At 60.4% G+C, this 23785-nt stretch carries 24 protein-coding genes; 15 read left to right on the top strand and 9 right to left on the bottom strand.

From position 1 onward, the window contains the following. The first annotated feature begins 113 nt into the window (after positions 1–113). Entirely contained in the window at positions 114–1580 is a 1467-nt protein-coding gene (nhaD, locus tag FHJ80_RS06280; protein ID WP_058577343.1) for a sodium:proton antiporter NhaD, read from the top strand. Between the two features lie 137 nt (positions 1581–1717). On the opposite strand, the gene FHJ80_RS06275 is transcribed toward nhaD, so the two are convergent. The 3 genes from FHJ80_RS06275 to FHJ80_RS06265 form a co-directional block, all read right to left on the bottom strand. Further along, the gene (locus tag FHJ80_RS06275; RefSeq protein WP_058577344.1) at positions 1718–2335 is read right to left on the bottom strand and encodes a CBS domain-containing protein; all 618 of its coding nucleotides are present in this window, start codon (positions 2333–2335) and stop codon (positions 1718–1720) included. 120 nt (positions 2336–2455) lie between these two features. Beyond that, positions 2456–3856, bottom strand: coding sequence for an ATP-binding protein (locus tag FHJ80_RS06270; RefSeq protein WP_139526148.1), 1401 nt, complete (start codon positions 3854–3856; stop codon positions 2456–2458). Beyond that, positions 3853–4527, bottom strand: coding sequence for a response regulator transcription factor (locus FHJ80_RS06265; RefSeq protein ID WP_139526147.1), 675 nt, complete (start codon positions 4525–4527; stop codon positions 3853–3855). The genes FHJ80_RS06270 and FHJ80_RS06265 overlap by 4 nt, the downstream gene beginning before the upstream one ends. A 59-nt stretch (positions 4528–4586) precedes the next feature. Here FHJ80_RS06265 and FHJ80_RS06260 point away from each other — a divergent pair, with 59 nt between their 5' ends. Together FHJ80_RS06260 and FHJ80_RS06255 are read left to right on the top strand one after the other, a co-directional pair. Further along, positions 4587–5474, top strand: a complete 888-nt coding sequence (locus FHJ80_RS06260; RefSeq protein ID WP_139526146.1) for an N-acetyltransferase — start codon at positions 4587–4589, stop codon at positions 5472–5474. A gap of 277 nt (positions 5475–5751) precedes the next feature. Next, complete coding sequence (locus tag FHJ80_RS06255; RefSeq protein WP_139526145.1) at positions 5752–6579, top strand: cytochrome c5 family protein; 828 nt, start codon at positions 5752–5754, stop codon at positions 6577–6579. Between the two features lie 113 nt (positions 6580–6692). On the opposite strand, the gene rep is transcribed toward FHJ80_RS06255, so the two are convergent. Continuing rightward, a complete protein-coding gene (gene rep / locus FHJ80_RS06250) occupies positions 6693–8762 on the bottom strand; it encodes a DNA helicase Rep (RefSeq protein ID WP_139526144.1) in 2070 nt (689 codons plus the stop codon). Positions 8763–8870: 108 nt separating this feature from the next. Between rep and FHJ80_RS06245 the strand changes: the two genes are divergently transcribed. Then, on the top strand, positions 8871–9353 hold the full coding sequence (locus tag FHJ80_RS06245; RefSeq protein WP_139526143.1) for a tRNA (cytidine(34)-2'-O)-methyltransferase: 483 nt from the start codon (positions 8871–8873) through the stop codon (positions 9351–9353). On the opposite strand, the gene pyrE is transcribed toward FHJ80_RS06245, so the two are convergent. Further along, positions 9350–10015, bottom strand: coding sequence for an orotate phosphoribosyltransferase (gene pyrE, locus FHJ80_RS06240; protein ID WP_139526257.1), 666 nt, complete (start codon positions 10013–10015; stop codon positions 9350–9352). The genes FHJ80_RS06245 and pyrE overlap by 4 nt on opposite strands. A gap of 151 nt (positions 10016–10166) precedes the next feature. Here pyrE and FHJ80_RS06235 point away from each other — a divergent pair, with 151 nt between their 5' ends. Then, positions 10167–10934 (top strand): exodeoxyribonuclease III, encoded by a 768-nt coding sequence (locus FHJ80_RS06235; RefSeq protein ID WP_139526142.1) that lies wholly within the window; start codon positions 10167–10169, stop codon positions 10932–10934. Positions 10935–11003: 69 nt separating this feature from the next. Here FHJ80_RS06235 and rph read toward each other — a convergent pair whose 3' ends face one another. Continuing rightward, a complete protein-coding gene (rph, locus tag FHJ80_RS06230) occupies positions 11004–11741 on the bottom strand; it encodes a ribonuclease PH (RefSeq protein ID WP_139526141.1) in 738 nt (245 codons plus the stop codon). Positions 11742–11857: 116 nt separating this feature from the next. Here rph and FHJ80_RS06225 point away from each other — a divergent pair, with 116 nt between their 5' ends. Beyond that, positions 11858–12736, top strand: coding sequence for a YicC/YloC family endoribonuclease (locus tag FHJ80_RS06225; RefSeq protein WP_139526140.1), 879 nt, complete (start codon positions 11858–11860; stop codon positions 12734–12736). Positions 12737–12864: 128 nt separating this feature from the next. Continuing rightward, a complete protein-coding gene (locus FHJ80_RS06220) occupies positions 12865–13599 on the top strand; it encodes a DUF3883 domain-containing protein (protein ID WP_218013967.1) in 735 nt (244 codons plus the stop codon). Positions 13600–13652: 53 nt separating this feature from the next. Here FHJ80_RS06220 and FHJ80_RS06215 read toward each other — a convergent pair whose 3' ends face one another. Both FHJ80_RS06215 and FHJ80_RS06210 read right to left on the bottom strand, forming a co-directional pair. Further along, positions 13653–13952 (bottom strand): helix-turn-helix transcriptional regulator, encoded by a 300-nt coding sequence (locus tag FHJ80_RS06215; protein ID WP_139526139.1) that lies wholly within the window; start codon positions 13950–13952, stop codon positions 13653–13655. Between the two features lie 129 nt (positions 13953–14081). Beyond that, positions 14082–14561, bottom strand: coding sequence for an Lrp/AsnC family transcriptional regulator (locus tag FHJ80_RS06210; protein ID WP_139526138.1), 480 nt, complete (start codon positions 14559–14561; stop codon positions 14082–14084). Between the two features lie 147 nt (positions 14562–14708). Between FHJ80_RS06210 and FHJ80_RS06205 the strand changes: the two genes are divergently transcribed. The 6 genes from FHJ80_RS06205 (at position 14709) to FHJ80_RS06180 (ending at position 21394) form a co-directional block, all read left to right on the top strand. Then, positions 14709–15749 (top strand): zinc-dependent alcohol dehydrogenase family protein, encoded by a 1041-nt coding sequence (locus FHJ80_RS06205; protein WP_139526137.1) that lies wholly within the window; start codon positions 14709–14711, stop codon positions 15747–15749. Between the two features lie 39 nt (positions 15750–15788). Continuing rightward, positions 15789–16364 carry a histidine phosphatase family protein gene (locus tag FHJ80_RS06200; RefSeq protein WP_139526136.1) on the top strand — a complete coding sequence of 192 codons (576 nt, stop codon included), beginning with the start codon at positions 15789–15791 and terminating at the stop codon, positions 16362–16364. Between the two features lie 98 nt (positions 16365–16462). Beyond that, positions 16463–17338, top strand: a complete 876-nt coding sequence (locus tag FHJ80_RS06195) for a pirin family protein (RefSeq protein WP_139526135.1) — start codon at positions 16463–16465, stop codon at positions 17336–17338. A gap of 218 nt (positions 17339–17556) precedes the next feature. Then, complete coding sequence (locus FHJ80_RS06190; protein ID WP_139526134.1) at positions 17557–18018, top strand: (2Fe-2S)-binding protein; 462 nt, start codon at positions 17557–17559, stop codon at positions 18016–18018. Then, complete coding sequence (locus FHJ80_RS06185; RefSeq protein ID WP_139526133.1) at positions 18015–20348, top strand: molybdopterin cofactor-binding domain-containing protein; 2334 nt, start codon at positions 18015–18017, stop codon at positions 20346–20348. The genes FHJ80_RS06190 and FHJ80_RS06185 overlap by 4 nt, the downstream gene beginning before the upstream one ends. 2 nt (positions 20349–20350) lie before the next feature. Next, on the top strand, positions 20351–21394 hold the full coding sequence (locus FHJ80_RS06180; protein ID WP_139526132.1) for an XdhC family protein: 1044 nt from the start codon (positions 20351–20353) through the stop codon (positions 21392–21394). A gap of 9 nt (positions 21395–21403) precedes the next feature. Here the strand turns inward: FHJ80_RS06180 and FHJ80_RS06175 are convergent, their stop codons facing one another. Next, on the bottom strand, positions 21404–22015 hold the full coding sequence (locus FHJ80_RS06175; protein ID WP_139526131.1) for a DNA-3-methyladenine glycosylase: 612 nt from the start codon (positions 22013–22015) through the stop codon (positions 21404–21406). Positions 22016–22222: 207 nt separating this feature from the next. Between FHJ80_RS06175 and FHJ80_RS06170 the strand changes: the two genes are divergently transcribed. Both FHJ80_RS06170 and FHJ80_RS06165 read left to right on the top strand, forming a co-directional pair. Continuing rightward, positions 22223–23434, top strand: a complete 1212-nt coding sequence (locus FHJ80_RS06170) for an MFS transporter (protein ID WP_139526130.1) — start codon at positions 22223–22225, stop codon at positions 23432–23434. A gap of 93 nt (positions 23435–23527) precedes the next feature. Continuing rightward, positions 23528–23776 (top strand): hypothetical protein, encoded by a 249-nt coding sequence (locus tag FHJ80_RS06165; protein ID WP_139526129.1) that lies wholly within the window; start codon positions 23528–23530, stop codon positions 23774–23776. Positions 23777–23785: the final 9 nt, after the last annotated feature.

Genomic DNA, 23785 nt, shown 5'->3' with positions numbered 1-23785 from the left:
TTACAAGATGCGGCAAATGGCCGCATCTTATGCGCCATCGCTGCGTTGCAGCACATAGTTAGTGTGCTTATGATCGTGGCGGTACTCTCTAACCCTGCCAGGATCACGCTGCTATGAAACCACCTAACGTCCTTGCAACTCGGCATCCCGCTTGCCGCGTTGCTTGGTTGTTGACCGCACTCTGCCTCTTCGCTTTTCCCTCTCTTGCTTTTGCTGCTGCTGGCCCCCTCGATCTCACCACCTCGCTTGCCGGTATTGCCTCCGTGACCATTTTCATTCTGGCCTATGCCCTGGTCATGAGTGAAGAAATCATCCACATGCGTAAATCCAAACCGGTTCTGGTGGCCGCTGGCCTGATCTGGGCCATGGTCGCGTGGGTCTACGTACAAGCGGGTATGCCCCATGAGGCAGAGAGCGCCTTCAAAGAGACGCTGCTCGAGTATACCGAGCTGCTGCTGTTCCTCCTGGTGGCGATGACGTACATCAACGCCATGGAAGAGCGTCGTGTGTTCGATGCACTGCGTGCGTGGCTGGTGCGCAAGGGGTTTAGCTACCGGAGCCTATTCTGGATTACCGGCTGTTTGGCGTTCGGTATTTCGTCCATCGCCAACAACATGACGACTGCCATGCTGATGTGTGCGGTGGTGCTAAAGGTCGCCGAGGGGGATAACAAGTTTATCAGCCTCTGCTGTGTCAACGTGGTGGTGGCCTCCAACGCCGGTGGTGCGTTCAGCCCGTTTGGCGATATCACCACACTGATGGTGTGGCAAGCCGGTCAGGTGCCTTTCGAAGGCTTCTTTGCACTGTTGGTACCTGCCATCGTGAATTTCATGGTGCCTGCGGTGATCATGAACTTTTTCATCGTCAATCGTCAGCCCGCTGCGCTCACCGAAAACGTGTGGTTGAAGCGGGGCGCCCGGCGCATCATCGTACTGTTCTTGATCACCGTGGCGATCTCGGTGCTGTGCCACTCGATTCTGTACCTGCCGCCCGCTATGGGCATGATGTTTGGTCTAGGCCTGCTGCAATTCTTTGGCTATTACCTGCGTCGCAGTTTGCCCCGTTCGCTGGAGCGCAAACGTGAGCGTTACTCCCGCCGCGGAGATTGGAAAAAGCTGGAACAGCTAGGCAGCGTGGTGCCGTTCGATATCTTCAGCCGTATTGCCCGTTCCGAGTGGGACACGCTGCTGTTCTTCTACGGGGTGGTGATGTGTGTGGGTGGCCTGGGGTTCATGGGCTATCTCAGCCTGCTTTCGGAAACGCTTTACGGCGGCTGGGACCCGGTGTGGGCCAACGTCGTGCTGGGGCTGATCTCAGCGGTGGTGGATAACATTCCAGTGATGTTCGCCGTGCTCTCCATGGCGCCGGATATGTCGGAAGGCAACTGGCTGCTGATCACTCTGACGGCCGGTGTGGGGGGCAGCCTGCTCTCCATGGGATCGGCTGCCGGGGTAGCGCTGATGGGGCAAGCCCGTGGTATCTACACGTTTGCGGTGCATTTGCGCTGGGTGCCCGCTATTTTGTTAGGTTACGTAGCCAGTATCGTGGCACACCTGCTGATCAACGCCAGTCTTTTCTAAGGCGGTTGGCTATCCTGCCTAGCCGTTTGGTTAGGCAGGCCAATAAAAACGCCCCTTATCGCTGGATAAGGGGCGTTTCGTTAGGAGCCTATATGTCGACAGGCGGCATGGCACTTAAGACCACGCGCCTTGGTGGCTTATAAGTCGTGGCCGGTAATGACTTGGCAGATATCGGCGAAGCTGCGCGCCATGGGAACCACCGTCGTGGGTGGTTGGGTATTTAAACGGCTGCCCATGGCCGACTGGATATCAGTGGCAGAAATGATGCCTCTTACGCTGAGCTCCTGGTTTGGCTTGCGCTCGGTAATCAACAGATGCTGCTCGGTAAAGCTTTCCATGGAGAGGACGAGGTCTTCGATGGTGAGCGACGCGAGCTGCTCCAGCGGCATGGCGCTGAGTTTCTCCCAGGGTGTCATGATCATGGCGGCGGTCACTTCGGAGCGCTCTAGGTTACGCTGCTGCATGGCCAGATTGATGCGCCGGGTACCGATGACCTCTTTGGCGGTGAGCACGCCCACGCAGTGGGACTGTTTGTCCATCACGAATAGTAAACGAATACCGCCATGGCGCATTTTCAGATGAGCGTCATCGATGGGCGTGTCGCCTGCGATCGATTGCGGCATGACATGAGTAAAGTCGGTGAGTACCGACATGGCCGGGCTATCGGGCGTCAACTGCTTGGGCGTCGGCGTCGTGAGCAACGGAGTCGCACCAAACTGAACGAGCGGCTTATGTGAGTGCATGAGTTGGTTCATCGAGGGGTACCTCCGTGGTTGTGAAGAAGCAGGTCATTCACCACGCGCCTGCTTTGTACCTTCACATTTGCACGGAATTCTTATCACAATCTTAAGACATCCCCCGTGTTACATTTTTTCTCATTCTTTTGCCTGGCGCTGCGTCAACGCATCTCTTGCCACGACCGCTCTCACCCGCAGGCCGCCGTTTGGAGCCTCTTCCAACCGCAACAAGCCTTCGTGGCGTTTGACCACACGCTCGACGATGGAAAGCCCAAGTCCCGCGCCTGCTCCCGGGCCTGCACGCTGGAAGCGTTCGATGACCCGACTGCGTGCTTGGACAGGGATGCCGGGACCTTGGTCATCGACCATGATCGTGATGCCCTGGGAAGCGGCTTCGAGCGTCACCGTCACGATGCTCTGAGCCGGGGAGTGTTGCATGGCATTGCCGACCAAATTCTGTATGAGTGTTTCGATGGCGCCAGGCTCCTCTTCCATCTGCCAGTCGGCATGCTGATCGGCATTGAGCAGCAGCTGCTGTTGGCGTTCGGCGGCCAGTGGCGAGAGCTTTGCCAGGGTTTCCTGAGTTTCCTGCAGCACGTTGGCGAAGCGTATTTCTGGCAGCGGCTCCTCTTCGGGGTCGAGGCGCGCCAGGGTGAGTAACTGGGACACTAGACGCGTCGAGCGAGCGACACCGCTACGCAAGTAGTGCAGCGACGCTTCACGATCTTCGGCGTTATCGGCCGCTAGCGCATTCTGGGCGTGAAGATCCAGCACGGCCAAAGGGGTGCGCAGTTCGTGGGCGGCGTCGGCAATAAACCGTTTTTCGCGTATTCGCAGTTGACGCAGCCGCTCTAACAGCCTGTTCAGTGCGCCAGCGATGGTGCCCAACTCCTGTGGCATCGGATAGAGCGGTAATGGTTTGAGATTGTGCGGATCTCGACTACGAATCTGCTCTGCCAGGCGAGACAAAGGTGCCAATCCCCAGCCAATGGACCACCATAGCAGCAGCGTCAGGAAGGGCAGCCCGATGAGGTCGGGCAGCAGCGTGCGAAGCGCCACGGCGCTGATCAGCTCGCCGCGCACGTCCTCGCGCTCGCTGACCACCACGCGTTTGGGGCTGTTAGGAACATCCAGGACGTACACGCGCCACTCGTACTCGTCCACCGTGATCGTCGAGTAGCCAGCCGGTTGCTGAACCAGCGGCGTGCTCGGTCCGCTGGCAGAGCGTAGAAGCAGACGGTCCTCTTCCCACAATTGAAAGGCGAGTTCACGCAGGGTGTCAGCTGTCGCAGAGGTAACACGTTGGTGGGGGGCCGATAGGGCTTTTTCTAGGCTACTAATCAGCAATGACTGTTCGTATTCGGGCAAAGGGGCTTGAAGTAGTCCTTCTAGCAACACGGCATTTTGCGCCAAGCTCCTATCGTGCAACGCCTCGATTTCGCGAGCGGCATAGCGATAGCTGATATAGCCAATGATCAGCATGCTAATGCCAAAGACGAGTAGGACGAGGCCTAACGTGCGACGGCGAATGGAGGTCATGGAGCTACCTGCTCGGGTTTATCCATGACATAACCAATCCCTCGTACCGTTCGCACCACATCGGGAAATAGCTTGCGCCTTAAATGATGGATATGAACTTCAATGGCGTTGCTCTCTACCTCCTCTTCCCACCCATAAATCAATCGAGTGAGCGTATCGCGGGTGAAAACACGTCCTGGATGACTCATAAACTCTTGAAGCAACGCGAGTTCACGACGTGACAGGGGAATCGTCTGATGTTGATAGGTCACGATCAACGATTGAGGATCCAAGCTAATGCCGCGAAATCTCAACACGTCATTCGTGTGGCCTTGGCTACGACGTAGCAGGGCGCGTAAACGTGCCTTGAGTTCATCCACCTCAAATGGCTTGGTGAGATAGTCATCGGCGCCTGAATCGAGTCCTTCAATGCGATGATCCACGGCATCACGGGCAGTGAGTACTAAAATGGGCACGTGATTGCCGTGACGTCTAATCGTCCGTAATACCTCTATACCATCCACGTTGGGTAAACCGAGATCCAGTATGACGGCATCAAAGGGTTCGCTTTGGAGTGCGTTGAGCGCACTCTCTCCATCGGTAAGATGATCCACCGTATAGTGTTCGGGTTTTAGGGCGATGCGAATTCCCGATGCTAAGCTGGGGTCGTCTTCTACTAATAACAGGCGCATAACGTAGGGGGACCCTCCTTGACTCATAGGGGCTATTTCATATTACCCGGTTATCTAACATGACACGTCGTTCGCCACTCAGCCACCTTGTCGTTCGGCCCTGCTCCGACCACCGTCGGCGCGAGGCGCTGCTGCATTTGGCAGCTGTTCATAATGCTACCCAGCAGGCGGATTTGCAGCACGCCCTGACCACGGCCCGCTCGGCCGATTGGCGAGGCCTATGGGTGGCCATGACGGGCGAGCATATTCTCGCGGCTGCTTGGGTGCAGCCGCTGTCGAGCCAAACGGCGCAGCTATGGTTGCCCAAGCACGTCGATGCCGCGCTGCCCTTGTTAAACGCCCTACGAGAGTGGATAAGGCGCGAGCCCATCGCGTTGTGCCACGTGGTACTACCCGCGCCGTGGGACGCATGGGAAAGAACGCTGGTTCATGGCGGAATGCGGGCCATGGCCACGCTGGAGCATCGGGTATGGACATGCCAAACTCCCGTTGCTCCCCAGCCATCGCTGGGGTTACGTCCGTTCACGATGTTTCCTCTGGCTGAGCAGCATGCGCTGTTGGCGCGGGTGGGGGAAGCGTCGTTGGATTGCCCAGCGCTGCGCGATGCACTGCCCGTGACGACTTTGCTGGCGGGGTTCCAGGCTCAGGCGGGGTCGTCTCAACCATCGCATTGGTTTGGGTTGACGTACCAGCAGCGAGAGGTGGGGGTATTGTTACTGGGCACCTCTTCCTCACACTGGAGCCTGCAACTGATGGGGCTGGTGCCCGAATGGCGGGGCCAAGGGTTGGGGAGAGCCATCATCGGCCATGCGCAAACGTTGGCCGCCGAGGCTGGGGCGCAGAGCCTGAGCTTAACGGTCGATGCGCAAAACACACCCGCACGGCGTGTATATGACCACACAGGCTTCGAACTACGGGGGCGCGAGCGACTGTTAGGGTGGTATTGAAGTCGTCTTCAGCGGTCGCAACGAATGAGCACCATTACCGTGGGTTGAATTGCCGCGCTTAGTAGCATTTTCTTACCCTTTATGTTCTCGGTATACTAACTCTATACGTATGTCTTGGCGTTTCGGTGTCCCGGTGGCAGCGTTCATCGATAGTGGCATGGCCGCACTTCGGCAAGAGCGGTGTCTCCAAGCGCTAGGTAGTCAGCATGAGCAAAAACGGACGCACTCGTTTTGAAGCGCAACGCGTTTATTACATAAAACTCAAGAGGTGGTGAGAGTGAAATCTAAGCTGATCATGAGCGGGCTGGCGGCCCTCGGCGTCATGGCAGGCACATCCGGTGCTTATGCCCAAGATGCAGCGCGTGACGCAATCGCTGAGCGCCTAGCGCCGGTAGGACAACTCTGCCTTCAAGGCCAAGATTGCGGCACGGCGGCAGCTCCGGCCGCGGCCAGCAGTGGCGGTGGTGGTGAAATTGACGGTGCCGGTATTTACAACAATGTCTGTATGGCGTGCCACGAAACGGGTGCCGCTGGAGCACCGGTGCGCGGTGACGAAGCGGCCTGGGCCGAGCGCACCGAGCAAGGCTTTGACACCCTGCTAGACCACGCCATTAATGGTATTGGCGCAATGCCTGCTCGTGGCGGTAACCCCAACCTCTCTGATGAAGAGATGGAAGCCGCTGTTGCTCACTTGGTCTCTCCCGTGATGGAAGTACCTGAACTGGGTGGCGGTGAAGAAGCAACAGCAGAAGCCGCCGACGAAGGCGCGAGCGACGACATGGCGGCTAACGAAGCAGCCACTGAAGCGCCCGCTGAGGAAGCCACTGCCGCCAGTGATGCCGAGGCAGCCGGTGGTGATAGCGGCTTAGACGGTGAAGCCCTCTACGCTAGCATTGGCTGCGCAGCGTGTCACGCCGCTGGTGTGGCGGGTGCCCCCGCCATCGGTGATGCGGAAGCCTGGGGCCCGCGCATTGAGCAGGGTACCGACGCACTCTACCAAAGCGTCTTCAACGGTAAAGGCGTGATGCCGCCGCGCGGTGGCAGCAGCGCGTCCGATGAAGAGATCATGGCCGTCGTCGACTACATGGTCTCGCAAGTACAGTAAGTGGATACCTCACCCTAACCGTAGGGTGAGGCCGTCAGTCCTATAAAATATCCACAGGCGGGTGTACCAAACCCCCTGTGGATATTTTTATGTGCGCCCTTTGCTTCGTACGCTCATCCCAGCAGCGAACGCAGCCCGGCAATGGCGTCTTTGCCGCGCGCCTGCTTCTTCTCCGGGTCCTCTTTATCGGCGCGGCCCTCCCACTCCAAATCATCCGCGGGCAGCTCATCCAAAAAGCGGCTGGGCTGGCAGTCCATCAGCTCGCCGTAGGCCTTGCGCTGACGGGCCAGCGTCAGCGTGAGCGTGCGCCGTGCGCGGGTAATGCCCACGTAGGCCAGGCGGCGCTCCTCCTCCACGGTGCCCATCTCGATGGCGTTACGGTGGGGCAGCAGATCCTCTTCCCAGCCCATCAGGTAAACGTGGGGAAACTCCAGCCCCTTGGAAGCGTGCATGGTGAGAAGCTGCACGCGATCCGAATCGTCCTCTTCGGCCTGCTGCTCCAGAATGTCGCGCAACACCAGCCGCGAGATAGCGGCCTCGACGCTGTCGGTTTCCGTCTCGGTGCTGGCGGTACTCTCTTCCGGGTCGCGGTTCAGCGACTTTTCCAGCTGGTCGATCAGGATCCACACGTTGGCCATGCGGCGCTCGGCAATGGTCGGGGCGCTGGCGTTCTGGTACAGCCACGCCTCGTAATCCATATCCCGCAGCATGTCGCGTATCGCGGCAATGGCATCGCCCTGGTCCATCCGCTTGCGCACGCCATCGATGAAGTGCGTAAAGCGCGACAGCCGCTCCACGGCGCGGGTGGGCAGCGTTTGTTCCAGGCCCAGCTCGTGGCAGGCGGAAAACAGCGAAATGGAGCGCTCGGTGGCGTAGTTGGCAAGCTTTTCCAGCGTACCGGGGCCAATTTCACGCCGGGGCACGTTGACGATGCGCAAAAAGGCGTTGTCATCGGCGGGGTTGATCAAAAGCCGCAGGTACGCCATGGCGTCCTTGATCTCGTTACGCGAGAAAAACGACGTGCCGCCGGAGAGCTTGTACGGAATCTGGTAGTGCTGCAGCTTCAGCTCCAGCAGCCGCGCCTGAAAGTTGCCTCGGTAAAGCACCGCGAAATCGCGCCACTCGGCTTTTTCCTTGATGCGCCGAGTGAGCATCTCGCTGGCCACTCGCTCGGCTTCGGCCTCCTCATGGCGGTTCACCACCACGCGAATCGGCGCGCCGTCGCCCATCTCCGACCACAGGGTTTTGTCGTAGACGTGGGGGTTATTGGCAATCAGCGTGTTGGCGGCGCGCAGTATCGTGCCGGTAGAGCGGTAGTTCTGCTCCAGCTTGATGACCTTCAATCGCGGGAAATCCTCCCCCAGGGTGACCAGGTTTTCCGGCCGAGCGCCCCGCCAGGCGTAAATCGACTGGTCGTCGTCGCCGACCACGGTAAAGGTGGCGCGTTCGGCCATCAGCAGCTTCACCAGCAGGTACTGGGAAACGTTGGTGTCCTGGTACTCATCCACCAGCATGTAGTGGATTTTGCGCCGCCAGCGGGCCAGTGCTTCCGGGTCACGCTGCAAGAGCACCACGGGCAGCAGAATCAGGTCGTCGAAATCCACCGCGTTATAGGCTTTCAGGTGGCGAACGTAGGCTTCGTACACCCGTGCCGCGAAATGCTCGTCGTCATCGGCAGCAAACGAAAGCGCATCCCCGGGCAGCACCAGGTCGTTCTTCCACTGGGAAATCTTCGCCTGAACGGCGTTGATCTGCTCGGCATCCACCTGAGCGTCCTTGTTCATCAAGTCCCGCAGCAGCGCCTTGGCGTCTTCCGGGTCGAACAGCGAAAACCCCGGCTTGTAGCCCAAGGTCTTCAGCTCGCCGCGAATGATGTTGAGCCCCAGGTTGTGGAAGGTCGAAACCGTCAGCCCGTGGCCCTCCTTGCCCTTCAGCATCTGGCCCACCCGCTCTTTCATCTCTCGGGCGGCCTTGTTGGTAAAGGTCACCGCGGCGATCCGGCGGGCGCTCATGCCGCACTCTTGCACGAGGTAGGCAATCTTGGTGGTGATCACGCTGGTTTTGCCCGACCCCGCGCCCGCCAACACCAGGCAGGGGCCATCGATGTAGCGCACCGCCTCTTGCTGGCGTGGGTTGAGCCCTTTGATACGGCTAAGAATGCTCTTTGGCGGTTGGGGCGTCATGGCGAAGGGTGACCTCTACAAGTGTTTCGGAGCGATTTCCATTACAATCAGCGGCGCTGACGAAGGCGCAGCGGGCAAATACAGCAGGTAACTCATAGGCAGGTGGTGATGTTTGAAGTAGCGCTATTCGAGCCGCGGATGGCTCCCAATACGGGCAACATTATGCGCCTGGTGGCGAACAACGGCTGCCGACTCCATTTGATCGAGCCGCTAGGCTTCGATCTCGAAGAGAAAAAGCTGCGCCGCGCGGGATTAGACTACCGCGACCTCGCCAACGTGACCCGACACGCGGATTTTACGGCGTTTTACACCGCCATGCAGGGGCGCACCATCTGGGCGATTACCACCAAAGGCACCCGCGCCCACAGCGATGCCGCCTTCAAGCCGGGGGATGTGCTGCTGTTCGGCTCGGAAACCGCCGGGCTCTCCCCCGAGGTGCACGCCATGCTGCCCGCAGAGCAAAAACTGCGCATTCCCATGCAGCCCAACAACCGCAGTCTGAACCTCTCCAACGCCGTGGCGGTGGTCAGTTACGAAGCGTGGCGCCAACAAGACTACGCTGGCGCACTGCCCATGGGTGACGCAACCTAACCGGCGATACCGTAGTGGTCGCGGTACGCACGCACGGCCTCGGCATAGCTGCTGAGGTCGCTACCTGACTGCTCTTCCAGGTAGGTGAGCACTTGCTCAAGCGACACGATGCTGACCACCGGCATGCCATACTGGGACTGCACTTCCTGGATGGCGCTCTGCTCGCCCTGGCCACGCTCCTGGCGGTCCAGAGCAATGATCACGCCGCCCGCCCGAGCGCCGCTCTGCTCGATCAGGGTCATGACTTCGCGGATGGCCGTGCCCGCCGTGATCACATCATCGATGATCAAGATATCACCCGCCAGCTCAGCCCCCACGATGTTACCGCCTTCACCATGGGTCTTGGCTTCCTTGCGATTGAAGGCGTAGGGCATGTCGCGGTCGTGGTGGTCGGCCAGGGCCGCCGCGGTGACCGCCGCCAGGGGAATGCCCTTGTAGGCAGGGCCGAACAGCACATCGGCCTGCAGGCCGCTATCGACAATCGCCTGGGCATAGAAACGCCCCAGCTTGGCCAGCGCTCGGCCCGTCTGGAACAGGCCCGCGTTGAAAAAGTAAGGGCTTACTCGCCCCGACTTCAGCGTGAACTCGCCAAACTTGAGCACGCCCTGCTCAATAGCGAAGGCAATGAAATCGCGTTGGTAGGGTTGTAGAGTGGTGGCCACGGCGGTGTTCTCTTGTCGGTAGGTGTGGTCGATAGGAATGTAAGTCAAACGCAACAATAAAACGGGGCTAAATAGCAAGAATTGGTTTGTCTATTTACCCAAACGTCTAAACGTCGGGTATCATACAGCAGCGACGCAAAAGGGACGATTTATGAAAATTGCCAGCATCAATGTCAATGGTATTCGTGATGCCGTCGACCGTGGCTTCCTGGACTGGCTGGCTCAGCAGGATGCCGACGTGGTCTGCGTGCAGAACATCAAGGCAAAAAGTTTTGAACTGGGTGACCATATTCTCTATCCGGAAGGCTACGAAGGCTATTTCCTGGATGCCGAGGAGGATGGTTTCGCCGGTGTGGCGCTCTATTGCCGCAAAATCCCCAAGGCCATCATGTACGGCCTGGGGTTTCCTCAGTGCGATCACGAAGGGCGCTTTCTGCAGGCGGACTATGACCGTTTCAGCATTGCCACTTTCCTGATGCCCGACGGAAGTGACCAGAAAGCCAAGCAGGCGTTCATGGAGCAGTACCAGGAGTACCTGACGAAGATGTCGCGCAAGCGCCGCGAATACATCATCTGCGGTACCTGGCACATTGCCCACAAGACCGTCGACCTGGCCAACTGGTCGGACAATCAGCTCACCTCCGGCTTCCGCCCGGAAGAGCGTGCCTGGATGGACCAGGTGCTTGGCCCCACCGGCTTTATCGACACCTTCCGCGAAATCAATCGCGACGCTGGCGAATACACCTGGTGGCCAAAGCTTGACCAAGACGTGCCCCGTGATCGCCAAGAGGGCTGGCGGATCGACTATCAGCTGGTCGGCCCCAACTTCCGTCGTCACGTGGTCGACGCGTGGATCGATTACGATGCGACCTTCTCCGAGTTCGCACCGCTGATCGTCGAGTACGATCTAGCGCTTTAAGCGTTAGCTACTTCCCGCGTCGCACCGCCAACAGGCCAGCTTACCGCTGGCCTGTTGCGTTTGGCTCGCTCAAGGTCGAATGCCCAGTGCTTCACGCTGCTTCTCGCGCAGCTCATTACCGGCTTTTTCGGCTAGGTCCAGCATGGCATTCAGCTCTTTACGGCTGAACGCGCCCGCTTCCGCCGTGCCTTGCACTTCGATCAGCTCAGCGTCTTCAGTCATCACCACGTTCAGGTCGGTGTCGGCCTTGCTGTCTTCGGGATAGTCCAGGTCCAGCACCGGCACGCCCTTGTAAATACCCACCGAGATCGCGCTGACCAGCTGCTTGAAGGGGTCGCCTTTGATCTTCTTCTCCCGCTGCAGATAGCGAATCGCGTCCACCAGCGCCACGCAGCCACCGGTAATCGCCGCTGTACGCGTGCCACCATCGGCTTGGATGACATCGCAATCCACGGTAATGGTGAATTCGCCCAGTTTCTTCAAATTCACCGCCGCGCGCAGGCTGCGGCCAATCAGCCGTTGAATCTCCAGCGTGCGGCCACCCTGTTTGCCGCGGGTCGCTTCGCGGCCGCTGCGGGAGTGGGTGGCGCGGGGTAGCATGCCGTACTCGGCGGTAATCCAGCCCTGATTCTTACCGCGCAGCCAGCGCGGCACGCCCGCTTCCACGCTCGCGTTGCACAGCACCTTGGTATCGCCAAACTCCACCAGCACGGAGCCTTCCGCATGGCGGGTGTAGTCACGGGTCAAGCGAATCTCACGGAGCTGGTCGGCCTCGCGACCGCTGGGGCGAACAACATCAGGACGCATAGCACCTCACATCATGTTAAAAGTGGAAAGCCCTCTATTGTACACGTCTGAGCGTGCGTGGATGGGCCTATCGGTTAGACTGTCCGGAATCACATTGATGGATAGGATGCTCACTTATGGCCGCTTCCCGCCACGTACATAGCATGACCGCTTTCGCCCGCACCGAGCAGGCCGCCCCGTTTGGCACCCTGCAGGTCGAGATTCGCTCGGTGAACCAGCGCTACCTAGAGCCGCACTTTCGCCTACACGAAAGCCTGCGGGATCTAGAGCCGGTGCTGCGCGAAGCGCTGCGCACGCGCCTGGCGCGTGGCAAGGTGGAGTGCAGCGTACGCTTTGAGAGCGCTGATACCGCCCAAGCACCGGCCGTGAACGCCCAGCGACTAAAAGAGATAGCCGATGCCCTGGTCGCCATTCAGCAGCAGGTGCCCGGCGCCGTGCCGCCCACCACGCTAGCACTGCTCAACCAGCCCGGCGTGATGGAAACCCAACACCTCGACCAAGACGCCATCAAAGCCGCCGCCAACGCGCTGTTTGACCAAGCCCTGGACGAGCTGATCGACGCCCGCGCCCGCGAAGGCGACAAGCTCGCCGAGATGATCACCACCCGCCTGGAGGCGGTCAGCGAGCAAGTGGCCACCGTACGCAGCCTGCTGCCGCAGATTCTGGAGCGCCAACGCGCCCAACTGCTAGAGCGTTTAGACATCGCCAAAACCGAACTCGACCCCCAGCGTCTGGAAGCCGAGCTGGTACTGGTGGCCCAAAAAGCCGACGTGGACGAAGAGCTGGACCGCCTCACCGCGCACATCGACGAAGTGCGCCACCAGCTCGCCCAAAAAGGCCCCAAAGGCCGCCGCTTGGACTTCCTGATGCAGGAGCTCAACCGCGAAGCGAATACGCTCTCATCGAAATCCGTGGTGGCAGAGACCACCCGCTGCGCGGTGGAGCTGAAGGTGTTGATCGAGCAGATGCGGGAGCAGATTCAGAATATTGAGTGATGAACATGAGTCGAGCGATAGCTTGGAGTGCAAGGGAGGTAGAGGCAACCGTTGCTACCTACCGGCAGATGTTAGTAGCGGAACTGAGCGGGCAAAGTTATAACAAGCGTGCACTTAACCGAACACTGATGGCACAGCTTGATGGCCGCTCGGCCGGTGCCATTGAGTTCAAGCACTGTAATATCAGTGCAGTGTTGCGCGATGCTAACTGCCCCTATGTCGATGGCTACAAGCCTCGTAGTAACTATCAACAAAGCCTAGTTGACGTTGTCGAGGAGCTGTTGCTAGGCAACGAGCTCGTTGATCGAGCAGCACGTTTGGCTGCTGATCTCCCAGTGGTGGATACCGTTGGCATCGTCGATGAACGTATCATTGTCGAACCTCCTAGAACGACACCACCGCAACAAGGCGTTCGCGAATTTCATGCTGATTATTCGGTCCGCCCGCCGCAAAAACGCGACTACCTGGCTCGGGAAACCCGCAATCGTGAGCTAGGGCTTGCAGGTGAGCACCTAGTGATGCGGTTTGAGCAGCATCGGCTGCTCCAAGCAGGGCTGGATAAGCTGGCTGAGCGGGTAGAGCACGTCGCGGTGACTGAGGGCGATGGATTAGGGTTCGATATCCGCTCCTTCGAGCCTGACGGCCGTGACCGGCTGATCGAAGTCAAAACAACCGCGTTTGCCAAGGAGTGCGCGTTTTTCATCACACCTAACGAGCTAAACTGTTCGCGCACCCATTCTGAACACTATCATTTGTTCCGCCTGTTCAACTTCCGTAAGGGCCCGAAACTATTTTTCCTGAAAGGCGATCTCCACGAACAGCTCTGGCTGGAGCCCGATAGCTACCGCGCGGGAGTGCGTTGAGCCAGATGGTTGAGTAACGCGATCAGCTTAGTTCGTTGACGTTCAACCGCTGCTCAAACTTCTAGACCCTCTTTGAGCACCTCTTCGATGGAGGAGGGCTGTTTAGCGGCGAGGGTATTGGGTTGGGTCAGCGCATAGAGCCGTGCCAGGTCATCCAGGCTTTGCCAGAGCAACAGCAGTTGGCGAAAGGATATCTGGCCGGTCGTTTCGAATTTCTTGATGGTGGGGGCGGGCACGTTGCTGCGCTGCGCCAGCGCCGCACGGGATAGCTTGGCCTGCTCACGCAACCTGCGTAGGTGGGCAGCAAAGGCCTGCTGAACATCGGTATCGTCTAACAACAGAACACGGGGCATAAGCTCACTTTCTTTATCTGGATACTACTATATCCATTTTAGGCTATTTTAGCCATTTATGGACATGGTTATATCCATCTTATGGCTGCTGAATACACCTTCTTTCAGCGCTCTTCTCCATTGCCTCGCTCACAGCCCCAACAACTCCTCAACCGGCAAATGACTGGTCGCTTTCATTTCCCTCAGCGAGAGGTTGGAGCGGATGCTCGATACCCCAGGCAGCTGGCGCAGCACCGTTTCGACGAAGTGGCTGTAGTCGTCCAGGTCTTTGGCGACTACCTGTAGCAGGAAGTCGGCCTCGCCGGTGGTGTTGTGGCAGCTTAGCACCCGAGAGCTTGATTGGATGATGCGCTCGAACTCCGCCGTCGCGGCTTCGCTGTGTTGGGTGCAGGTAATTTGCACAAAGGCCAGAACGCTGGCACCGACTTTGCGTCGATTGAAGATGGCTTGGTAGCCTTCGATTACCCCCAGTTCTTCCAGGCGTTTGTGCCGTCGCCAGCAGGTGGCTTCGCTCAGATGCAGCTGTTCAGCCAGTCGCGCATTGGGCATCCTTCCGTCTGACTGAAGTAATTCTGCTAATTTGGCGTCTTTTTTATCCAGTGAGCTCATATTGCAAGTCCCTTTCTTATACACATTATAAAAAGAAAGAGTGCTTCACATTGGTCAGTGTTGTCCATGATATGGAAAGCTCATTTCAGGTCAGGCTCGCTATAGTCACTTTAGCGAATCATCCGCCTAGATATTGAGGAGTGGCCCATGAAAGCCGTCGTATTCGAGCAGTTCTCTACCCCGCCCACTATTCAGCAGGTGCCGGATCCGACTCCCGAGCCCCACGGCGTCGTGGTCAAAGTCATGGCCAACGGCGTATGCCGCAGCGATTGGCACGGTTGGATGGGCCACGACCCGGATATCCAGCTTCCCCATGTGCCGGGCCATGAGCTGTCCGGCGTGGTGGAAGCGGTAGGCAAAGACGTGACGAAGTGGCGGGTCGGGGATCGGGTGACCGTGCCGTTCGTGGGCGGCTGTGGCACCTGCCCGGAGTGCAACGCGGGTCACCATCAGGTGTGCGATCACCAGTTTCAGCCGGGCTTTACCCACTGGGGCTCGTTTGCCGAGAATGTGAGCATTCACTACGCCGACGTAAACCTGGTCGCCCTGCCGGACACCCTGACGTTCGATACCGCCGCCAGCCTGGGCTGCCGGTTCGTGACCTCTTTTCGTGCGGTGATAGACCAGGGCCGCGTGTCCGCCGGGCAGTGGGTGGCCGTGCACGGCTGTGGTGGCGTGGGGCTGTCGGCGATCATGATCGCCAGCGCAGCCGGTGCCAACGTGGTGGCGGTGGATATTTCCGAGCAGGCGCTGGCCCTGGCGCGCCAGCTAGGGGCGGTGGCTACGGTGAATGCCAATCAAGTGGCCGACGTGGTGGAAGCGGTGGTCGAGATCACCCAAGGGGGCGCGCACATCTCGCTGGACGCGCTGGGCCACCCCACCACCTGCTTCAACTCTATTAGCAATTTGCGCAAGCGCGGCAAGCATGTCCAGGTAGGGTTGATGCTGGCAGATTACAGCACGCCTGCCATCCCCATGAGCAAGGTGATTGCCAACGAGCTGGAAATTCTGGGCAGCCACGGCATGCAGGCGCATCGCTACGGTGCCATGCTGGCGATGATCCAGTCGGGCAAACTGGCACCCGAACGGCTGATTGGCCGCCGCATTACGTTGGAGGAGTCGGTGCAGGCGTTGATCGATATGGATAAGTTCGAAGGCGTGGGAGTCACCGTCGTCACGAAATTTTGATAAAAGAGGGGGAGTTCGTTCTCATCAGAGGGTTTGCCAATGTCCCCGCTCCGCATTCTTATCCTGTACATGCTCTCGGGCCTGATTTGCCTTGTACCCCTCACTGCTCAGGCCAACACCGCCACCTGGCAAGCCCTCCAAGAGGGCGGTTTGGTCATTCTCATGCGCCATTCGCTGGCGCCCGGCATTGGCGACCCGCCGGGGTTCGTATTGGAGGCGTGCGAGACCCAGCGCAACCTCTCCAGCGAAGGTCGCGCCCATGCCGTGGCAGCGGGGCAGGCGTTACGGGAGCAGGGCGTGGCGATCGATGCAGTGTACAGCTCCCAGTGGTGCCGAGCGCTGGACACCGCTGAGCTGATGGCGGTGGGGCCTGTCATGTCTGCGCCGTGGCTGAATTCGTTCTTTCGCGGGCGTGGGGATCAGGTGGCCATTACCCAAGCGGCTCGTGAACGTATGGCGGGGTGGCAGGGGCCGGGGAATCTGTTGCTGGTCACGCATCAGGTGAATATCACGGCGCTGACCGGCGGCGGCGTCAGCTCTGGAGAAATGGTGGTCGTGCGCCCCCAAGAGGAGGGTTTTACGGTGGTGGGGCGGCTGAACGTTCCCAGCCGCTAGCGGTTTCTGTGCATTTCCTTCAATGAACCGGGGTAAATTATTCGCTCCTCATCCATCAACTGAGGTTTTACGCTGGGCGTATCGATAAGGAGGACGTTATGTCATCAGCCAATACCCCATCCGTTCGCCGCGTGGTCGCTCAGCATGCGGCTCGTCGGGACGACATCGGCGATTTGGTCACCCGTCGGCCGCTGCCGGGGCCGGGGCTGGATCAGCTCGATCCGTTTCTGTTCTTGAACCACCACGGCCCCCAGACGTACCCGCCCAACAACCAGGGGCTGCCGTTCGGGCCGCATCCGCACCGCGGGTTCGAGACGGTCACTTTCATTCTGGAAGGCTCATTGGCCCACGCGGATAGCGCCAAGCATCAGAGCGTGATTCACGCAGGCGGCGTGCAGTGGATGACCGCAGGCAGCGGCATCGTGCATGCGGAAATTTCGCCGGAGGAGTTTCTGCGCGACGGCGGGCCGCTGGAAATTCTGCAGCTGTGGGTCAACTTGCCGTCACGGCTCAAGATGAGCGAGCCCCGCTACGTAGGCCTGCAGGAGGACGGCATCCCCGCCGTTCCACTGGCGGGCGGCGGTACGCTCAACCTGATCGCCGGGGAGTGGCAGGGGCAGTCAGGCCCTATCGAGTCGCTGACCGGCGTGTTCATGTCCACACTCGCCCTGCCTGCGGGTACGCGTGAGCAGCTTCCCGTCGCCCCTGGGCGGCAGGTGTTTCTATACGTGGTGAGTGGTGAGGTGACGGTGGGTGGCGAGCCTGTCAAAGCGCACCATTTGATCGAAGTCGACCGCGACGGTGACCACCTCACCATCGAGGCCGCCAGCGACGCGCGCCTGCTGTTTGGTCATGGCGAGGTGATCGATGAGCCGGTCTACTCCCACGGCCCCTTCGTGATGACCACCCGCGACGAGATCGTGCAAGCGGTCGAAGACTACCAGAACGGCAAGTTTGGCGGGCTAGACGCGTAAGTCGCCGCATGGCGGCATAGCGAGCGGTGCGCGGACACGTCGTCGCGCACCGTTTTCATGCCTATTCGTCCGATTTATTTGATGATTCGTCGGAATCTTGGCGGTTCTCGTTCCCTATCATGGCGCGAAATGGTTAATTTTTGTTCACTGGCTAGACTCAAGGCAGTGACGCTGCAACGCCGTGAACGAATGACAATAACCGGGACTGGGAGAGACCAATGATCAACCTGACCATCAATGGACAGTCGCATTCACTCGATATCCCCGACACGATGCCCCTACTTTGGGCGATTCGCGATGTCGTGGGCATGAAGGGCACCAAGTTCGGTTGTGGCATTGCCCAGTGCGGCGCGTGCACCGTGCATATCGATGGGGTGGCGACGCGCTCCTGCGTGATGCCGGTCTCTGCCGTCACCGGTGAAGTCACCACCATCGAAGCCATGGCGGACGACCCCGTTGGCCAAAAAGTGCAGCAGGCGTGGCTGGACCTAGGGGTCGCCCAGTGCGGCTACTGCCAGGGTGGCCAGATCATGAACGCGACGGGGTTGCTCAAGCACAACCCGACGCCGCAATCCCAGGAGATCATCGACGCCATGTCAGGCAACCTGTGTCGCTGTGGCACCTACAACCGCATTTTGGCGGCGGTGGAGCGCGCCGCCGGTGAGGAGGCCAACTCATGAGCGATTCTCGCAATGCATTGCTGCTGGCCAACGTCAGCCGTCGGGGCGTGTTGAAAGGCATCGCCGGTATGTCGGCGCTGCTGCTGGCGGCTCGCTGGGACATGAGCATGGCCAATCAACAGGCGCAGTTTGGGGCGGGCGCCATGCCGGGTGGCTGGGTGGACGATCCCAACGTGTTCATCCAGATCGATACCGATGGCCTGGTGACGTTCATCAACAATCGTGCCGAGATGGGCCAGGGGATTCGCACCAGTCTCGCGATGGTGGCGGCCGATGAGCTGGGCGCGCAGTGGGAGCAGGTGCGCGTGCAGCAAGCACCCGCCGACCAAGAGAAGTACGGTAACCAAAATACCGACGGTTCCCGCAGCATGCGCCACTGGTACGATCCGATTCGCCGCGCTGCGGCTGCGGCACGACTCATGCTACAGCAGGCCGCTGCCCAGCGGTGGGAAGTGCCGGTCTGGGAAGTCCACGCCGACTTGCACAAGATGACCCATCCGGCCACCGGGCGGGAGCTGGGCTTTGGCGAGCTCGCCGAGGCGGCGCGTGAATTGGACGTGCCGAGCAGAAATGATCTGGTGTTGAAGTCCGATAGTGAGCTGCGCTTCGTCGGCAAGGAGAGCGGCTGGGTCAACGGTGAGTTGACGTCGTCGTCGCCCAAGGCATCGGATGGCGAGGATATTGTCAGCGGTAAAGCGATCTTCGGCGCCGACGTGGCGCTGGACGACATGCTCTACGCCGTGGTGGCTCGCCCACCGGTGTACGGGGCGACCATCCAAAGCGTCGACGACAGCGAAACGCTCAAGGTGCCCGGTGTTCAACGAACGATGCGCATCGACACGGCGACACAGCCCGCGGCATTCAATCCGCTGGGCGGCATTGCGGTGATCGCCTCGAATACCTGGGCGGCCATCGAGGGGCGCAAGGCGCTGAACATCGAGTGGGATACCGGCGCCGCGGGCGATAACGCCGACTATCGTTCAGAAGCTTACCGGCAAGCGCTGGAGCAGGCGGCGCAGTCGCCGGGTAAGGTGGTTCGTCAGTCCGGCGATGTGGACGCCGCGCTGAGTAGCGCCCACCGGCGCGTCGCGGCGACGTACTATATGCCGCACATGGCGCAGGCCCCCATGGAACCCCCGGTAGCCATCGTGCGTGTCCAAGACGGCAAAGCCGAAGCGTGGGCGCCGGTTCAGCACCCCAGAGCCGCCCGCGAGGGGGTGGCCAGTGTGTTGGGGCTTGAGCTAGAGAACGTGACCGTCCATCAAACGCTGCTGGGTGGTGGCTTTGGGCGTAAGTCCAAGCCGGACTTCGTGAGCGAAGCGGCCTGGGTGGCCCAGGCGTTCGAGGGCCGGCCGGTCAAACTGCAGTGGACCCGTGAAGACGACGTGCAGCACGCCTTTTTTCACGCGGTCTCCGTGGACCATCTGGAGGCGAGTCTCGACGCCGACGGTAACGCCACGGGCTGGCTCCACCGCACCCTGTCGCCCAGCATTGCCTCGCTGTTTGCCCCGGACCCTGAGCATAAGCAAGCGTTCGAGCTGGGGATGGGCCTGAATACGATGCCGTTCGACATTCCCTCGGTGCGCCTGGAAAACCCGCCTGCCCCCGCCCATGTGCGCATCGGCTGGTTTCGCGCCGTCTACAACCTGCCTCACGCCTGGGCGATCCAGAGCTTTGCCCATGAAATGGCCGTGGCCGCTGGCCGTGACCACAAAGAGTACGCGCTGGCGTTGCTCGGCCCCGACCGCAAAATCGATAACCTGACCCTGGGGGACGGCTGGAATTACGGTGAAAACCCTGACCTGTATCCCATCGATACCGCGCGCCTGCGCCGGGTCATCGAGCGCGCCACCGAGCAAGCGGGCTGGGGCCGCGAGATGCCCGAGGGGCGTGGATTGGGGCTGGCGTTTCACCATAGCTTCGTGTCGTATACCGCGATCGTCTTCGATGTGGAAGTCGACAGCGAGGGCGGCGTGATCATCCATCAGGCGGACATCGCCTTCGATTGCGGCCCGCAGGCGAACCCCGAGCGGATCCGCTCGCAGCTCGAAGGAGCGTGCGTGATGGGAATCGGTATTGCGCTGAAGAGCGAAGTGACCTTTGAAGACGGGGTCGCCCAGCAGAGCAATTTCGACAAGTACCTCATACCCCGCATGCCGGATGCGCCCAAGGTCGTGAGGGTGCATCTCATCGACAATCCCGGTGATGCCATGGGAGGCGTCGGCGAGCCCGGCTTGCCGCCGGTCGCTCCTGCCTTGTGCAACGCGATCTATGCGGCGACGGGCAAGCGTATCCGGCAATTGCCCGTTGCTGACCAGCTGAGTACTTGAGCATGCAGAGTCTGGATGCCCAAGTTGTCGCGCAGGCCCTTGAGTGGGCCAGGGGCGGCGACACGGTTTGGTACTGCACGGTCCTGTCGACCTTTGGCTCGTCCCCACGGGAGCCGGGCTCCATCATGGTGGCCAACGCCAGCGGTGACCACGTGGGGTCGCTCTCCGGCGGGTGTGTCGAGGAGGATTTCCTCGCACGGGTGATGGCCGGTGAGTACACGATGCCCGCCGTGATCGTGCGCTATGGCGCCCCCGGGAGTGGGGATGGCCATCCCCAGGTGCGCCTGCCCTGTGGCGGCATACTCGATGTGCTGGTCGAGCGACGCGAGGCGGCGTCGGCGAACGTTCAGCATTTCGAACAGCTCAGCGCGGCGCTGGCCGGTGAGCAGGAGTTGCTGCGACGCGTCAGCCTGGCCGATGGCGCCGCGTCGCTTGCGCCCGCGAGCGCTGGCGGGCCGCGTGTGTGCTACGAGGCGCATGGGGAGAGCGTGCTCCTGCGCGTGGGGCCTGTGGCCAAACTCATTCTCGCCGGATACTCCTCGGTGGCCGAAGCGTGCGCGCACTTCGCCCTGCGGTTGGGGTATCAGGTCGTGCTATGCGATCCGCGGGAGGAGGTCACGGCCAGTGTCGAGTGGCCCGAGGGGATGACGTTCGTTCCCCAATTGCCGTCCCAGTACATTGCCCTGCCGGGGATGTGTACGTCGTCGACCGCCGTGGTGGCCGTGACCCACGATCCGCGAATCGACGACCTGGCCATGATGGAAGCGGTCAAAACCCCGGCGAGCTACATTGGCGTCATGGGCTCTCGACAAACCTCCCGAGCCAGGGCCGCGCGCCTGCGCCGAACCGGCGGGCTGAGCGAGGCAGAGATCGAGCGTATCCACATGCCCATCGGCCTCGATTTGGGCAGCAAAACCCCGGCGGAAATCGCCCTGGCGATCATGGCGGACGTTCTTCGCGTGCGACGAGGGCGCGTCTCGGTGGATAGCCAAGGCTACGAGGAGGGCGCTGACGATGACGCCATACGCGCAGGGCCAAGTCGATAAGCGCTGCTTCTACACCGGCTCGCCGCGGTAGTAGTGCCATAAAAACAGCGACCCTACGCTGCGCCAGGGCGACCAGTGCGCTACCAACTGTCGGGCCTGCTTCGGCGTAGGTTTCTCTTCCAGGCCCTTCAACCGGCCCAGCGCGACACGTAACGCAAGATCGTCGGCGGGGAAAATGTCGGGGCGCTGGAGCGAGAACATCAGGTAGATCTCCGCGCTCCAGCGGCCAAACCCACGCAGTTGGGTAATCGCGGCAATGGCCTCGTCATCGCTGAGATGCGCCAAACCATCGGCGCTAAACGTACCCGCAAGCTCCGCCTCTGCCAGTCCTTTGGCGTACTCGATCTTACGCCACGATAGCCCTGCATCGCGCAGTGCTTGGCCTTCTACGTCCATCACCGCCTTGGCATGCAGTTCGGGCAGCAGCGTATTCACCCGGCCCATGATCGCCCGAGCGGCCTCGGTGGAGATCTGCTGGCTGACGATGGTCGAAAAGAAGGTGGCAAACCCCGGGTCGCGCTGGCGCGGGTTGGGCGCGCCGACCAAGGGGTAAGCGCGGGCAATGTCGGGATCGGCGCTGGTCAAGGCCTGCATGGCGCGCTCGAGGGTACAGGGAGTCATGGCCACCTCTCTTGATCAATAGAGCATCGTAACATCCTAGCAGTTGCTACTTTGATGATGACGCGAAAGTGCAGAATGCCTTGCCCTTTGCATGCTAACTTTTTTAGCGTCGTATATTTATACTTTCGTCTAATCCTGCCATCATTTGCGGTTAACCAGGATCGTTTCAGTGAACAGGCGCTTTACACAGCGCCTGGGGAGAGAGGTATGCAATCATCATCAACGGAGCTGGCGCGGCATCCGCGATGGGCGGAGTTCGTGCTGGCGCTGGGCGGGTTCGGCATCGGCACCAGCGAATTCGTCATCATGGGGTTGATGAACCGCGTGGCGGAAGACCTAGCCGTGAGCGTGCCGCAAGTAGGCTACTCCATCAGCAGTTATGCGCTGGGGGTCGTGGTGGGGGCGCCGCTAATCTCGACACTGGCCGCGCGGGTGCCTAAACGAGCCCTGCTGATCGCACTGATGTTGGTATTTGCTTTGGGCAACATTGCCAGCGCCATGGCCCCGGGATTTTGGTCGTTCGTCGGGCTGCGCTTTTTAGCAGGGCTGCCCCATGGGGCGTATTTTGGTGTGGCGGCGCTGGTGGCCGCCGGCGCGGTGCCGGTCGATCAACGGGCGCGCGCCATCGCCCGCGTCATGATGGGGCTGACGGTGGCCATCCTAATCGGTGCGCCGTTGGGCACCTGGGCGGGTAACCTGTTGGGCTGGCAGATCGCCTTTGCGGCGGTCGGCGGCATTGCGCTGCTCACGGCGCTGTTGATTCGCCTGTTTGTGCCTGTGCAGCCTGTCGATGCTCACGCCAGCCCGTTGCGAGAGCTTTCCGCACTGGTCAAACAGCGCGTGCTGGTGACCATTGCGATTGCCTGTATCGGCTGCGGCGGTATGTTTTCGATCTTCAGTTATGTCATGCCGACGCTGACCCAGCAGGCGGGCATGAGCGAAGCGCTGGGACCTTTGGTGTTGGTCATCTTTGGCCTGGGCTCCATCGCCGGTAACTTGGTGGGCGGGCGCATGGCGGATAAAAACCTGATGCGGGCCATTCCTACCATTTTGGTGTGGTGCGCTGTGGTGCAGGGGCTGTTCTACTTTGCTGCCAACCAGGTGTGGTCGGGACTGCTGTTCGTGGGGTTGGTCGGCACCAGCATGGCGCTGGCCCCGTCGTTGCAAACGCGGCTGATGGACGTGGCCGAAGACGCCCAAACCATGGCGGCCTCCATGAACCACGCGGCATTCAACGGTGCCAATGCGCTGGGCGCGTGGCTGGCGGGCTTGGCGATTAGCGCTGGGTTTAGCTGGTCGAGCACGGGACTGGTCGGGTCGGGGCTTGCGCTGTGTGGCCTGGTGATTTTTGCCTGGGGGCGCTGGCTGGAGAAGCGCACGGGGTCAGCGCAACCAACGGTTGCTCATGGTTGTAAATAAGGTATGGCTAAATAAATGCTGATGTCATTTAAAGTGGCAAAAAGCGCGTATCGTTCCTAGGGTGTAAAGGTGCAATCCATAAGGAGGTGACCTATGCATACTTCAGTGAATACTTCGCGTCTTGTCACGTTGAGCGCCATTGCTGCACTGACCATCGGGCTGGCGGGCTGTGGTTCCACGACCGGTGAGCGGGCCACCAGCGGTGCCGGTGTCGGGGCGGCGGTTGGTGCAGGGGCCGCTGCCGTGACCGGTGGTAGCGTCACACAAGGGGCTGTCATTGGTGGTGGTGTGGGTGCCGCCACGGGGGCAGCCACCGATGAAGAGGATATCAACCTCGAATAACTCACCTGC

The organism is Halomonas sp. BL6 (assembly GCF_006228115.1).
GTDB classification, from domain to species: domain Bacteria; phylum Pseudomonadota; class Gammaproteobacteria; order Pseudomonadales; family Halomonadaceae; genus Vreelandella; species Vreelandella piezotolerans.
The sequence above is the reverse complement of the archived record's forward strand: the minus strand, read 5'-3'. Positions and strand labels throughout refer to the sequence as shown.

Excerpts from the sequence above, each read along its gene's own strand:
- FHJ80_RS06210 (WP_139526138.1), bottom strand. The coding sequence starts at position 14,561 with ATGAGCTCACTGGATAAAAAAGACGCCAAATTAGCAGAATTACTTCAG.
- FHJ80_RS06165 (WP_139526129.1), top strand. The coding sequence starts at position 23,528 with ATGCATACTTCAGTGAATACTTCGCGTCTTGTCACGTTGAGCGCCATT.
- FHJ80_RS06265 (WP_139526147.1), bottom strand. The coding sequence starts at position 4,527 with ATGCGCCTGTTATTAGTAGAAGACGACCCCAGCTTAGCATCGGGAATT.
- nhaD (WP_058577343.1), top strand. The coding sequence starts at position 114 with ATGAAACCACCTAACGTCCTTGCAACTCGGCATCCCGCTTGCCGCGTT.
- FHJ80_RS06270 (WP_139526148.1), bottom strand. The coding sequence starts at position 3,856 with ATGACCTCCATTCGCCGTCGCACGTTAGGCCTCGTCCTACTCGTCTTT.
- FHJ80_RS06215 (WP_139526139.1), bottom strand. The coding sequence starts at position 13,952 with ATGCCCCGTGTTCTGTTGTTAGACGATACCGATGTTCAGCAGGCCTTT.
- rph (WP_139526141.1), bottom strand. The coding sequence starts at position 11,741 with ATGCGTCCTGATGTTGTTCGCCCCAGCGGTCGCGAGGCCGACCAGCTC.
- FHJ80_RS06195 (WP_139526135.1), top strand. The coding sequence starts at position 16,463 with ATGTCATCAGCCAATACCCCATCCGTTCGCCGCGTGGTCGCTCAGCAT.
- FHJ80_RS06260 (WP_139526146.1), top strand. The coding sequence starts at position 4,587 with ATGACACGTCGTTCGCCACTCAGCCACCTTGTCGTTCGGCCCTGCTCC.
- FHJ80_RS06245 (WP_139526143.1), top strand. The coding sequence starts at position 8,871 with ATGTTTGAAGTAGCGCTATTCGAGCCGCGGATGGCTCCCAATACGGGC.
- FHJ80_RS06225 (WP_139526140.1), top strand. The coding sequence starts at position 11,858 with ATGGCCGCTTCCCGCCACGTACATAGCATGACCGCTTTCGCCCGCACC.
- FHJ80_RS06170 (WP_139526130.1), top strand. The coding sequence starts at position 22,223 with ATGCAATCATCATCAACGGAGCTGGCGCGGCATCCGCGATGGGCGGAG.
- rep (WP_139526144.1), bottom strand. The coding sequence starts at position 8,762 with ATGACGCCCCAACCGCCAAAGAGCATTCTTAGCCGTATCAAAGGGCTC.
- FHJ80_RS06220 (WP_218013967.1), top strand. The coding sequence starts at position 12,865 with ATGGCACAGCTTGATGGCCGCTCGGCCGGTGCCATTGAGTTCAAGCAC.
- FHJ80_RS06190 (WP_139526134.1), top strand. The coding sequence starts at position 17,557 with ATGATCAACCTGACCATCAATGGACAGTCGCATTCACTCGATATCCCC.
- FHJ80_RS06275 (WP_058577344.1), bottom strand. The coding sequence starts at position 2,335 with ATGAACCAACTCATGCACTCACATAAGCCGCTCGTTCAGTTTGGTGCG.
- FHJ80_RS06235 (WP_139526142.1), top strand. The coding sequence starts at position 10,167 with ATGAAAATTGCCAGCATCAATGTCAATGGTATTCGTGATGCCGTCGAC.
- FHJ80_RS06180 (WP_139526132.1), top strand. The coding sequence starts at position 20,351 with ATGCAGAGTCTGGATGCCCAAGTTGTCGCGCAGGCCCTTGAGTGGGCC.
- FHJ80_RS06205 (WP_139526137.1), top strand. The coding sequence starts at position 14,709 with ATGAAAGCCGTCGTATTCGAGCAGTTCTCTACCCCGCCCACTATTCAG.
- FHJ80_RS06175 (WP_139526131.1), bottom strand. The coding sequence starts at position 22,015 with ATGACTCCCTGTACCCTCGAGCGCGCCATGCAGGCCTTGACCAGCGCC.
- FHJ80_RS06185 (WP_139526133.1), top strand. The coding sequence starts at position 18,015 with ATGAGCGATTCTCGCAATGCATTGCTGCTGGCCAACGTCAGCCGTCGG.
- FHJ80_RS06200 (WP_139526136.1), top strand. The coding sequence starts at position 15,789 with ATGTCCCCGCTCCGCATTCTTATCCTGTACATGCTCTCGGGCCTGATT.